At 73.1% G+C, this 10,892-nt stretch carries 11 protein-coding genes and 1 pseudogene; 5 read left to right on the top strand and 7 right to left on the bottom strand.

Features of this window, described 5'->3' with window-relative positions; all coding sequences use genetic code 11:
* Positions 1-909, bottom strand: a 909-nt coding sequence (locus ACFWPT_RS40200) for a pentapeptide repeat-containing protein (protein WP_380487938.1), incomplete at its 3' end; no start/stop codon positions are given.
* 167 nt (positions 910-1,076) lie between these two features.
* On the opposite strand from ACFWPT_RS40200, the gene ACFWPT_RS40195 reads away from it, so the two are divergent.
* Positions 1,077-1,760: a GNAT family N-acetyltransferase gene (locus ACFWPT_RS40195; protein WP_380487936.1), complete on the top strand. Its 684-nt coding sequence runs from the start codon at positions 1,077-1,079 to the stop codon at positions 1,758-1,760.
* On the opposite strand, the gene ACFWPT_RS40190 is transcribed toward ACFWPT_RS40195, so the two are convergent.
* Both ACFWPT_RS40190 and ACFWPT_RS40185 read right to left on the bottom strand, forming a co-directional pair.
* Positions 1,703-2,530, bottom strand: coding sequence for an SGNH/GDSL hydrolase family protein (locus ACFWPT_RS40190; RefSeq protein ID WP_380487934.1), 828 nt, complete (start codon positions 2,528-2,530; stop codon positions 1,703-1,705). The two genes, ACFWPT_RS40195 and ACFWPT_RS40190, sit on opposite strands and share 58 nt — an antisense overlap.
* Before the next feature lie 146 nt (positions 2,531-2,676).
* Positions 2,677-3,030 (bottom strand): annotated as a pseudogene (locus ACFWPT_RS40185) (winged helix-turn-helix transcriptional regulator); the annotation flags it as partial.
* Between the two features lie 96 nt (positions 3,031-3,126).
* On the opposite strand from ACFWPT_RS40185, the gene ACFWPT_RS40180 reads away from it, so the two are divergent.
* Together ACFWPT_RS40180 and ACFWPT_RS40175 are read left to right on the top strand one after the other, a co-directional pair.
* Complete coding sequence (locus tag ACFWPT_RS40180) at positions 3,127-4,341, top strand: pyridoxal phosphate-dependent aminotransferase (RefSeq protein WP_063347057.1); 1,215 nt, start codon at positions 3,127-3,129, stop codon at positions 4,339-4,341.
* An 18-nt stretch (positions 4,342-4,359) separates the two neighbouring features.
* Positions 4,360-4,692, top strand: a complete 333-nt coding sequence (locus ACFWPT_RS40175; RefSeq protein WP_063347058.1) for a YnfA family protein — start codon at positions 4,360-4,362, stop codon at positions 4,690-4,692.
* 99 nt (positions 4,693-4,791) lie between these two features.
* Here the strand turns inward: ACFWPT_RS40175 and ACFWPT_RS40170 are convergent, their stop codons facing one another.
* From ACFWPT_RS40170 to ACFWPT_RS40160, 3 genes are all read right to left on the bottom strand, one after another.
* Positions 4,792-6,459, bottom strand: coding sequence for a metallophosphoesterase family protein (locus ACFWPT_RS40170; protein ID WP_079135505.1), 1,668 nt, complete (start codon positions 6,457-6,459; stop codon positions 4,792-4,794).
* 196 nt (positions 6,460-6,655) lie between these two features.
* A complete protein-coding gene (locus tag ACFWPT_RS40165; RefSeq protein ID WP_063347060.1) occupies positions 6,656-6,910 on the bottom strand; it encodes a hypothetical protein in 255 nt (84 codons plus the stop codon).
* A gap of 150 nt (positions 6,911-7,060) precedes the next feature.
* The gene (locus ACFWPT_RS40160) at positions 7,061-7,465 is read right to left on the bottom strand and encodes a hypothetical protein (RefSeq protein WP_063347061.1); all 405 of its coding nucleotides are present in this window, start codon (positions 7,463-7,465) and stop codon (positions 7,061-7,063) included.
* Positions 7,466-7,583: 118 nt separating this feature from the next.
* On the opposite strand from ACFWPT_RS40160, the gene ACFWPT_RS40155 reads away from it, so the two are divergent.
* The gene (locus tag ACFWPT_RS40155; RefSeq protein ID WP_063347062.1) at positions 7,584-7,934 is read left to right on the top strand and encodes a metalloregulator ArsR/SmtB family transcription factor; all 351 of its coding nucleotides are present in this window, start codon (positions 7,584-7,586) and stop codon (positions 7,932-7,934) included.
* A gap of 16 nt (positions 7,935-7,950) precedes the next feature.
* Here ACFWPT_RS40155 and ACFWPT_RS40150 read toward each other — a convergent pair whose 3' ends face one another.
* Positions 7,951-9,606, bottom strand: coding sequence for an FAD-binding dehydrogenase (locus ACFWPT_RS40150; protein WP_380487930.1), 1,656 nt, complete (start codon positions 9,604-9,606; stop codon positions 7,951-7,953).
* Between the two features lie 311 nt (positions 9,607-9,917).
* Here ACFWPT_RS40150 and ACFWPT_RS40145 point away from each other — a divergent pair, with 311 nt between their 5' ends.
* The gene (locus ACFWPT_RS40145) at positions 9,918-10,856 is read left to right on the top strand and encodes an SGNH/GDSL hydrolase family protein (protein ID WP_063347064.1); all 939 of its coding nucleotides are present in this window, start codon (positions 9,918-9,920) and stop codon (positions 10,854-10,856) included.
* The last annotated feature ends 36 nt before the right edge of the window (positions 10,857-10,892 follow it).

Here is a 10,892-nt window from a genome sequence, read left to right as displayed (position 1 = left end):
GCCCGGGCGGCCGCCGCTGCGCGGCTTGCGGGGGGCGCGCGCGCCGGTGGCGGCGGCCGGGGCGGGGGCCGTGGCGGGCCAGTGGGTGGGCCGGGTGAGGGTGGCCGGCAGGCGGGTGGTGGCGTCGCCGCGGGCCGCGTTCAGCTGGGCCTGGGTGAGGAAGAGGGCCTCGGTGAGGTCGGCGCCGGAGAGGTCGGCGTCGCGCAGGTCGGCGCCGACGAGGTCGGCGAGGCGCAGGTCGGCCCCGCCGAGGTCGGCGGCGACGAGCAGGGCGCCGCGCAGGTTGGCCCCGCGCAGGTCGGCGCCGCGCAGACGGGCTCCGAAGAGGTCGGCGCCGCGGTGTTCGCGGCGGCGGGGGACGGCGGCGCGGACGAGTTCGCTGGCGCGCAGCAGCAGGTCGCTGACGCGCTGCCGGTGGGCGGGGACGTCGACGGCGAGGATCTCCTCGGGGGTGCCGCCGGCGAGCCGGTCGGTCTCCTCCAGGGCCTGCCGCAGGTCGGCGTGGACCGGGCGGGCGGGGGCGTAGCCGAGCGCCTCGGTGAGGTACCAGAGCAGTTCGTGGAGCTGGCGCACCACCGGGAAGACGTCGTACATGGGCTTGGCGTCGGCCGGCGCCTCGCGCCAGCTGCGGCCGCCGAAGGTGACCTGGGAGACGCGCTGCCCGGCGCCGAAGCAGTCGTAGACGGTGCAGCCCTGGAAGCCCCGGTCGCGGAGGCGTTCGTGGATGCCGCAGGTGAAGTCGGTCTGCAGGTTGCGGCACGCGCTGCCGGCGGCCTTGTCGACGGCGAAGTCGGTGCCGGCGCCGAAGGGCAGGGCGACGCAGCAGAGGCCGAAGCAGCTGGTGCAGTCGGAGCGCAGCTCGGTCGGCTGAGCCGCCGTGGGGTGCTGCGGCGGCTCGGTCTCGCGCACGTCGCGTGGTCCTTCCAGCGTGGGCACCGGCCGTCCGGTGCGTCGGACCGCCAAGCCTACTGGGCGCTGGTCACACCCACCCCACCCCCGGTAAGGTGTCAATAGGCAGTGCACCTATTACGAGGTGCACCCATGGCGCAGTGCGCCCATGGCATACGGGGGTAGGAGTGCAGGACCCGAGCATCAACGAACTCGTCCGGATGTGGATCGCCGGCTGGAGCGTCTCGCGCGGCGCGGCCGAAGCGGTGGACGAGCCCTGGGGCTGGACGATCGACGTCGGCGTGGTCGGCCACGTCGCCCGGCACGTGCTGCCCGAGCCGGCCGAGCCCGACGTCCGCAAGATCGCCGAGGCCACCACCGCGCCGGGCACCTGGCTGAAGCTGTTCACCGAGGAGGCCGTCGTCCGGCCCTGGCTGGGCCCGCAGTGGCGGCTCGACCAGCCGGGGTACCTGATGACCGCCCCGCTGGGCGCCGAGCGGCCCGAGGTGCCGGCCGGCTACACGGTGACCACCTGGACCCGGGGCGGGGTCGTCCGGACCCTGGTCCGCACCGAGGCCGGACACCTCGCCGCACGCGGCCAGGCGGGCCTGGCCGGCCCCGTGGCCGTCCCGGACCAGATCCTGACCGCGCCCGAGCACCGGCGCCGGGGCCTGGGCGCCCTGGTGATGCGGACCCTGCAGAACGCCGGGCACCAGGCGGGCGCCGACACCGCCGTCCTGGTCGGCACCCCGGACGGCCGGGCGCTCTACACCGCGCTCGGCTGGACCACCCGCTCCCCGATGGCGAGCCTGTTCTACGAGCCCGCAGCCGAATCCGCCACCGAACCCACAGCCGAACCCGGAGCCGAGTAGGGCAGCAGCTCGGCCCGCTTCGGCGGCCGGCCGTCGCCGGAGGAGCGCCCGGTGAGCCGGCGACCGATCCACGGCCCCAGGTGGCCGCCCAGCCAGCGGGCGTCGGCGCGCAGCCGCTCGGCCCGGCCGGGCGGGGCGGCGGGCGGCAGCGGGGCGCGCCAGTCGAAGGCGGCGGGGCGGCCGAGCGCCTCCAACACCCCTTCGGCGACCCGGCGGTGGCCCTCGGGCGACAGGTGCAGGCGGTCCTCGCCCCAGAGCCGGCGGTCGTCGAAGCAGGGGGCGGCGAACAGGTCGACGACGGCGACGCCCTCGTCCTGGCCGAGCTCGTGCACGAAGGCCTTCATCCGCAGGATGGCCGGGAGCAGCCGGGCGCTGCCCGCCATCCTGCGGGTCGGGTCGGTGCTGGTGAACAGCACCACGGTGGCGCCGGTGGCGCGCAGTTCCTCGGCGCAGCGGCCGAGCAGCCGCTCGACCCGGGCGATGTCGCAGCCGGGGCGCAGCGCGTCGTTGAGGCCGCCGACGAGGGTCACCAGGTCGGCGCCCATCGCGGTGGCGGCGGGGAGCTGCTCGTCGTGGATCTGGCCGATGAGCTTGCCGCGGACGGCGAGGTTCGCGTAGCGGAACACCTCGTCACCGCCGGCCTCGGCGGCGAGCGCGTCGGCGACCCGGTCGGCCCAGCCCCGGTAGTGGCCGTCGGGCAGCAGGTCGTCGCACATGCCCTCGGTGAAGGAGTCCCCGACGGCGACGTAACTGCGGTAGGTGGTGGGCACGGGCGGTCTCCGCTCTCCTCCGATGGCTCCGTGGCCCGACGATGCTACGCGCGGCCGGTCCGGGCACCGGCATCGGACCCCGGCACCGGCACGGGCACGGGCACCTAACCCGCGACGGGCGCCCCGTCGTCCGCCGTGCGGGGGGTGAACCAGTGCTCGCGGACGGCGTCGGTGGGCCGCTGCTCGCCGAGGGCGGGCAGGCCCCACTCCCCCAGCGCCTCGATCACCGGGCGCAGTTCGCGGCCGCGTTCGGTGAGCTCGTAGACCGTGGCGTTGGCGGGCCGTTCGAGCCGGCGGCGCAGGGCCAGGCCGTCGCCCTCCAGCTGCTTGAGCCGGGCGGCGAGGATGTCGGTGGAGACGCCGGGCAGGTCGGCGTGCAGGTCGGTGTAGCGGCGCGGGCCGCCGAGGAGTTCACGGACGATCAGGAGGCTCCAGCGCTCCCCCACCGCGTCCAGGGCGCGGGCGACGGCGCAGTACTGGTCGTAGCTTCGGCGTGACATGTGGATCAGCATAGCCAAAAGGTTGGACTTTCCAAGTGCCAACTTGGTAGAACAAAGCATCAGCAACGATGCGGTGGTGACGGTCGGGAGGCCGCAGTGGAGTTTCGGCAGTCCAGCAAGCTGAACAACGTGTGCTACGAGATCCGCGGCCCGGTGGTCGACCAGGCCAACGCCCTGGAGGAGGCCGGGCACAGCGTGCTGCGGCTGAACACCGGCAACCCGGCGCCGTTCGGCTTCGAGGCGCCCGAGGAGATCATCCAGGACATCATCCGCAACCTGCCCAAGGCGCACGGCTACAGCGACTCGCGCGGCATCCTGCCCGCCCGCCGCGCGGTGGTGCAGTACTACCAGCAGCGCGGCGTGACCGGAGTCGGCGTCAACGACGTCTACCTCGGCAACGGCGCCTCCGAGCTGATCCAGATGGCCGTCACCGCGCTCGTCGACGACGGCGACGAGGTGCTCGTCCCGATGCCGGACTACCCGCTGTGGACGGCCGTGGTCCGGCTGGCCGGCGGCAAGGCCGTGCACTACCTGTGCGACGAGCAGGCCGACTGGTACCCGGACCTCGACGACATCGCCGCCAAGATCACCGCCCGCACCAAGGCCATCGTCGTCATCAACCCCAACAACCCCACCGGCGCGGTCTACCCGAAGGAACTGCTGGAGGGCATCCTCGACCTCGCCCGCCGCCACCAGCTGATGGTCCTGGCCGACGAGATCTACGACAAGATCCTCTACGACGACACCGAGCACCACTGCCTCGCCGCCCTCGCCGACGACGTCCTCACCCTCACCTTCAACGGCCTCTCCAAGGCCTACCGGGTGGCCGGCTTCCGCAGCGGCTGGCTGGTCGTCTCCGGGCCCAAGCAGCACGCCGCCGACTACCTGGAGGGCCTGACCATGCTCTCCGGCATGCGGCTGTGCCCCAACGTGCCCGCCCAGTTCGCCGTCCAGGCCGCGCTCGGCGGCCACCAGTCCATCAACGACCTGGTGCTGCCCGGCGGCCGGCTCACCGAACAGCGCGACGTCGCCTACAAGGCCCTCAACGAGATCCCCGGCGTCAGCTGCGTCAAGCCCAAGGGCGCCCTGTACGCCTTCGCCCGGCTCGACCCGGCGGTGCACCGGATCGTCGACGACGAGCAGTTCGTGCTGGACCTGCTGCTCCGCGAGAAGATCCACGTCGTCCAGGGCACCGGCTTCAACTGGCCCCGCCCGGACCACTTCCGCTTCGTCACCCTGCCCCGCGCCGACGACCTGGAGACGGCCATCAACCGCATCGGCCGCTTCCTCGCGACGTACCGGCAATCCTGACGCCTAGGCTTGTCGGCCATGACCGTCCTGCGTTCCGTCGCCCTGTTCGTCGTCGCCGCCCTCGCCGAGATCGGCGGCTGCTGGCTGATCTGGCAGAGCGTGCGCGAGCAGCGGCCGTGGTGGCTGGCCGGGCTGGGGGTGGTGGTGCTCGGCGGGTACGGCTTCGTCGCGGCGCTCCAGCCGGACAGCCACTTCGGCCGGGTGCTGGCCGCGTACGGCGGGGTGTTCGTCGCCGGGTCGCTGCTCTGGGGCGTGGTCGTGGACGGCTTCCGGCCGACCCGCTACGACGTGGTGGGCGCGCTGGTCTGCCTGGCCGGGGTCGCGGTGATCATGTACGGGCCCCGGCGCTGAGCGCACCGGGCCCTCCACGCACGGGGTCGTCCACGCACGGGGCCCCGGCGTCGAGGTGCGGACTCCTCGACGCCGGGGCCCGGCAAGCCGGTTCGGGGACTACCAGCCCCAGCCGCCGCCCTGACCGTCGTCGTCGTGGTCCGAGTCCCAGCCCTCGCCGACGTTGCGCAGGATCGTGTAGTTGTCGATCTGCGTGCCGTCCTCGGCCAGCGCGGTCACCTTCATGGACGACTTCTGGCCCAGGTGGGCCGGGGTGACGTCGACCTTGATGAAGGAGTAGCCGGTGTAGCGCACCCGCGACCACTGGATGGTCTCGGGGACCTTCACCTTGCCCTTCCCCCAGTAGTAGGTCTTCACCTCGTCCTGGTGGTTCTCGTGCCCCTCGTAGGTGTCCGGCACGTCGAACTTGTACAGGCTGCGGCCGGCCGCGCCCGCGGTCACGTAGACGACGCCGTCCTTCGCCGGCTCGATGGTGGCGCCGCTCGGCACCTGCTTCGAGACCTTGTTGCCGAGGATCGCGTCGGTGCGCTCGTAGATGTGGTTGTGGCCGTTGATGACCAGGTCCACCCGGAACTTCTCGAACAGCGGCACCCAGGCCTCGCGGACGCCGCCCTCGGAGGCGTGCGCGACGGTGGTGGAGAAGGCGCAGTGGTGGAAGAAGACCACGACGAAGTCGATCGTCTCGTCGTTGCGCAGGTCCTTGAGGGTGCGCTCCAGCCACTTGGTCTGCTTGTTCGCCGAGATGCCCAGGTTGGCCGGGATCTCGTAGGAGACGTCGTTGGCGTCGAGCGAGATGACGCCGACGTTCTTGTAGCGGAAGGTGTAGACGCCGGGGACCTTGCGCGGGTCCGGGCCGTTGTCCGGGAGGAAGAAGCGGGTGTTCTCGCCGCCGTACCCGTTGGGCGAGTACCAGGCCTCGATGTCGTGGTTGCCGTAGGCGACCATCCACGGCACGGTCGCCGCGACCGTCTCGGTCTGGACCAGGAAGTCGTCCCAGGTCCTGGCGTTGTACACGGACTTGTCGGGGTCCGTGCCGGAGCCCGCCGGGTCGGCGTAGCAGATGTCGCCGGCGTGCAGGTGGAAGGACGGCTTCTGGGCCAGGATGACGTGGTCGTTGCCGGCCGCGTGCGAGCTGACGCCCTGGTCGCCGAAGGCGGTGAAGGTGAACGGCTCGTAGACCTTGCCCCAGCGGTGGTCGCGGGAGGGCGCGGTGCGGAAGGTGTGCAGGGTGGAGATCTGCTGCTGCGAGGCCGGGTCGAAGCCCTCGTGGCCGACACCGTAGTAGTAGGTGGTGTCGGGGTGCAGGTCCTCCAGCGCCACGTGCAGGTAGTACTGGTCCACCGGCTGGCTGTTCGGGCTCAGCGCCGGGGTGTGCAGGGTGCGGACCTCGGCCTGGAGCTTGTGGCTGAGCTCCCACGGGGTCTTGCCGAAGCGCAGGAACGGCTTCTTGACCGGCGCCGGGACCTGCCAGGAGATGCGGAACTGGGTGTCGGGCTCGGGCCCGAACTGGAGGTGGCGCCCGATCGGCGCGACCAGCGAACCGTCGACACCGGCCGTCGTGGCACCGGTCAGCAGCTGCGGGCTCGCCGGCGCGGCGAAGGCCGTTCCACTGCCCAGCGCGCCGCCGACGGCGACGGCACCGACGGTCACGGCGCCGGCGCGCAGCATCCGGCGGCGGGAGAAGCGGGCCCGCAGGTACTCGTGCTGCTCGGCCGTGCTCATGCGGTCCGCGAGCTTGGCCGGTACGCCCATGTGAGGGATATCCATGCGCGGGACTCTTCCAGCGGCGCGTTGACCGCACACGGACGCGGGGTGAACGGGCCGCAGCGCGCCGCCCATTCGAACGCCAATGTTCGACCATGATCAGGTAAAGGAGCGCGCCCGCCCCGGACCGACCCCGGATCATGGCCCCGGCCGGCGGCGCGGCCTGAGCCGCCGTCGGCGCCGCCGCGGACGGGGGCGCTCAGCCGGAGGGCTCGTCCCAGGTGGAGGGGGACCGGTTGCCGGTGCCGTCGCAGGTGCGGCAGATCTCGTCCCGGTAGGCGTGCTTGGCGCCGGTCGCGTCCACCCGGTAGCGGACGTACACCCCGGTGCCGTCGCAGAGGAAGCAGTTGCCGCCCCCGCCGCCCACCTCGGTGGTCCCGGTGCCCTGACAGGTCCGGCAGCTGAGACCGGCGGTCCGGCCGGTGCCCGCGCAGATCCGGCAGACCGTCGTCATCGTCGTCCTCCCTGGGCGGAACCGCTGGCAGCCACCGGTCATGGTAGTGGGACCGCCGAGGGCGGCGTCCAGCGGATCCTGCTCGGCCGCCGGATCGGCCAACCCCGCTGCGTCCCAACCGTGATGAGGACGGATCGACTCCACCGTCCGCTACTCCGCCAGGCCCTCGCGGACCCGGCGGGACACCGAGATCAGCTGGAGGTCGAGCAGCCCGGGCGGGTCGGCCAGCCCGGGGCCGCCCGCGTGCACCCAGGCGGCTATCTCGTCGATCATGTCGTCCGCCAGCACGAAGCCCAGCCAGACCGGACGCCCGCCCGCCGCCCGCCCCTCCCCGGAGGGGCCGACCACCACCACGTTGGACTGGGTGCACACGTCCAGGCACTTGACCGCGCGGACCCGGCCCGCCGCACCCACCGCCGCCCGCAGCCGCTCGTACTGCCCGGCGTGGTCCACCCCCGGGTGCTTGGCCTCGGTGCCGCAGCAGCAGCCCCGGCAGACGGTGACGGTCACCGGGGAGGCGGCCGCCTGCTTGCGGTCCCGGTCTCGGCGGCTCATCGGCTCTGGAACTCCTCCTGGTCACGGGGCACGCTGCACGCGCAGCCTACCCGGCATGCCAAGAGTCACTGCCGGGTACCGGGTGCCGGGGTTCGGCGGCGGTCCGTAGGATGCCCCCATGGGACACGCGACCACCGAGAAAGCCGTACCGCGGATGCGCCTGGACGCCTCCAACGCGGCCAAGGTCGCGACCACCCTCCAGGCGCTGGCCACCCCCTCCCGGCTGCTGATCCTCGCCGAACTGCGCGAGGGACCGCGCGCGGCCACCGAACTCGCCGACGCCGTGGGCATGGAGCAGTCGGCCTGCTCCCACCAGCTGCGGCTGCTGCGCAACCTCGGCCTGGTCGTCGGCGAGCGCCGGGGCCGCTCGGTGGTCTACTCCCTGCACGACGACCACGTCGCCGCCCTCCTCGACCAGGCCGTGTACCACGTCGAGCACCTGCGGCTGGGCCTCACCGACGAGCGCTGAGGCCGCACGCACCGGTCTACGCCGTGGCCTGAGCCGCCGCGCGGCCGGCGGTGCGGCCGGAGAAGAGGCAGCCGCCGAGGAAGGTGCCCTCCAGGGAGCGGTAGCCGTGGACGCCGCCGCCGCCGAAACCGGCGGCCTCGCCCGCGGCGTAGACGCCCGGAAGGGGTTCGCCGTCGGGGCGCAGGACGCGCGCGGAGAGGTCGGTCTCCAGACCGCCGAGGGACTTGCGGGTGAGGATGTTGAGCCGGACGGCGATCAGCGGGGCGGCGCCCGGGTCGAGGATGCGGTGCGGCGGGGCCACCCGGATCAGCTTGTCGCCGAGGTAGCGGCGGGCGCCGTGGACGGCGGTGACCTGGAGGTCCTTGGCGAAGGGGTTGGCGAACTGCCGGTCGCGGGCCTCGACGGCGCGGCGCAGTTCTGCGGGGTCGATCAGCGCCTCGCGGGTCCTGGCGTTCATGCCGCGGGCGAGGTCGGCGAGGTTGCCCGCGACGACGAAGTCGGGCCCGTGCCGCAGGTGGCTTCGGACCGGACCGGGGGCTCCGGGCAGGGCGCGGCTGAGGACGCCGCGCACGGACTTCCCGGTCAGGTCCGGGTTCTGCTCGGAGCCGGAGAGGGTGAACTCCTTCTCGATGATGCGCTGGTTGAGCACGAACCAGGTGTGCCCGTACCCGGTGGACATGATGTGGTCGAGCGTGCCGAGGGTGTCGAAGCCGGGGAAGAGCGGGACGGGCAGCCGGTTGCCGCGCGCGTCCAGCCAGAGCGAGGACGGGCCGGGCAGGATGCGGATGCCGTGCCGGGCCCAGATCGGGTCCCAGTTCTCGATGCCCTCGGTGTAGTGCCACATCCGGTCGCCGTTGATGAGGCTGGCACCGGCGTCGCCGGCGATGCCGAGCATCAGCCCGTCGACGTGGGCGGGGACGCCGGAGAGCAGTTTGGCGGGCGGGGTGCCGAGCCGGGCGGGCCAGGCCTTGCGGACGAGGTCGTGGTTGCCGCCGATGCCGCCGGAGGTCACGATCACGGCCTGGGCGCGCAGTTCGAACCGTCCGGCGGCCTCGCGCGAGCTGGCCTCGCCGCGGGCCGCCGAACTGGGCACCAGCACCTCGCCGGTGACGGTGTCGGTGACGCCCGCGGTGGCGGCCAGGCCGGTGACCCGGTGCCGGAAGCGCAGGTCGACCAGCCCGCGGGCGGCGGCGGAGCGGACCCGGCGGACGAAGGGCTCCAGCAGTCCGGGCCCGGTGCCCCAGGTGATGTGGAAGCGGGGCACCGAGTTGCCAGGGCCGTCGGCGAGGAGGCCGCCGCGCTCGGCCCAGCCGACGACGGGGAAGAACCGCACGCCCAGGCCGTGCAGCCAGGAGCGCTTCTCGCCGGCCGCGAAGTCGACGTAGGCCTCGGCCCAGCGGCGCGGCCAGGCGTCCTCGGGCCGGTCGAAGCCGGCGGTGCCGAACCAGTCCTGGCGGGCGAGGGCGTGCGAGTCGCGGATCCGCATCCGGCGCTGCTCGGGCGAGTCGACCAGGAAGAGGCCGCCGAAGGACCAGTGCGCCTGGCCGCCGAGCGAGGCCGCGGGCTCCTGGTCGAGCAGGATCACCTTCCGTCCGGCGTCGGCGAGTTCGGCGGTGGCGGCGAGTCCGGCGAGTCCTGCTCCGATGACGATGACGTCGGCGTCCAGGGCCATGCGCAGTCCTCCGTCGCGGCGGGCGGGACGGCGCGCGCGGGGTGGGCGCCGTCGCTGTGCGCCCGATACTGCGGCCTGCGGTGACGTCCGGTCAACCGGCCGGTAACAACCGAGTGCGGCAATTCCGCTCCACACCGTTTCGGAAATGTCTTCGATACACGGTGGAGCGAAATGCGAAATGCGATCTGACGGAATTTCGGAAATTTCCGCGCACGGCATGGACGTCCACGAAACCAACAAGTAACTTACCTGCGAGTAGCCGCGGCCCGGCACGACCCCCACCCGTCGTTTCTCTCCCCCCAGGAGGAACCGTGCTCCGCCCTGCCCGGAAACCCCGATACCTGCGCAGCTCCACCGCGCTCGCCTCCGTCGCCCTGGGCGCCGCCCTCGCGCTCACCTCCACCAGCGCCCAGGCCGCCACCCCGGCGCCCAAGCACCTCGTGGCGCTCGGCGACTCCTACGCCGCCGGCGCGGGCGTGCCCGGCCAGTCGGCGGGCCTGTGCCTGCGCTCCGACCGCAACTACGGCCACCTGGTCGCCGCCGCCCTCAAGGCCGGCGCGTACACCGACGTCACCTGCGCCGCCGCCAAGGTCAAGGCCATGACGCAGCCCCAGTACGACGCCTTCATCCGGGTCAACGACCCGCAGCTGGACGCGGTGACCCCCGACACCGACCTGGTCACCCTCGGCATCGGCGGCAACGACCTCGCGGCCAGCGACCTCGGCCTCGGCGAACTCGTCGCCACCTGCATCGCCGGCGCGGTCGTCAACCCGCTCGGCACGCCCTGCAAGGACGTCTACCACCACGGCTACTGGGACTGGAGCAGCTGGTCCTGGCAGTACGGCAACGACGACCTGGCCGAGCGGATCACCAGCAGCATCGCGCCGCAGGTCGCCGACACGCTGCGGCGCATCCACGCCAAGGCGCCGCGGGCCCGGGTCCTGCTGGTCGGCTACCCGTCCGTACTGCCCGCCGACGGCCGCTCGTGCATCCTGCGCCAGCCCGTGACCCCGGGCGACGTCGAGTACATGCACGGCGTGCTCGACAAGCTGAACGCCGCGCTCAAGTCCACCGCGGCGGCCGGCGGCGCGACGTACGTCGACACCGCCACGCCCACCGCCGGGCACGACGTCTGCTCGGACGACCGCTGGATCGAGGGCGCGCTGCCCGGCTCGCCCGCCGTACCGTTCCACCCGAACGCCACCGGCGAGAAGGTGATGGCGGACGCGGTGCTCGCCGCGCTGCGGTAGGCCCCGCAAACCCCGAGGGGGGTGGTGACCGGAGTC

Origin of the sequence: Kitasatospora sp. NPDC058478 (assembly GCF_042720345.1) — a bacterium.
Taxonomy (GTDB): Bacteria; Actinomycetota; Actinomycetes; order Streptomycetales; family Streptomycetaceae; genus Kitasatospora.
The sequence above is the reverse complement of the archived record's forward strand: the minus strand, read 5'-3'. Positions and strand labels throughout refer to the sequence as shown.

What these genes read in the sequence shown, in the direction of transcription:
- ACFWPT_RS40175 (WP_063347058.1), top strand. Translation starts at nt 4,360, where the DNA reads ATGACCGTCCTGCGTTCCGTCGCCCTGTTCGTCGTCGCCGCCCTCGCC.
- ACFWPT_RS40170 (WP_079135505.1), bottom strand. Translation starts at nt 6,459, where the DNA reads ATGGATATCCCTCACATGGGCGTACCGGCCAAGCTCGCGGACCGCATG.
- ACFWPT_RS40165 (WP_063347060.1), bottom strand. Translation starts at nt 6,910, where the DNA reads ATGACGACGGTCTGCCGGATCTGCGCGGGCACCGGCCGGACCGCCGGT.
- ACFWPT_RS40160 (WP_063347061.1), bottom strand. Translation starts at nt 7,465, where the DNA reads ATGAGCCGCCGAGACCGGGACCGCAAGCAGGCGGCCGCCTCCCCGGTG.
- ACFWPT_RS40155 (WP_063347062.1), top strand. Translation starts at nt 7,584, where the DNA reads ATGGGACACGCGACCACCGAGAAAGCCGTACCGCGGATGCGCCTGGAC.
- ACFWPT_RS40150 (WP_380487930.1), bottom strand. Translation starts at nt 9,606, where the DNA reads ATGGCCCTGGACGCCGACGTCATCGTCATCGGAGCAGGACTCGCCGGA.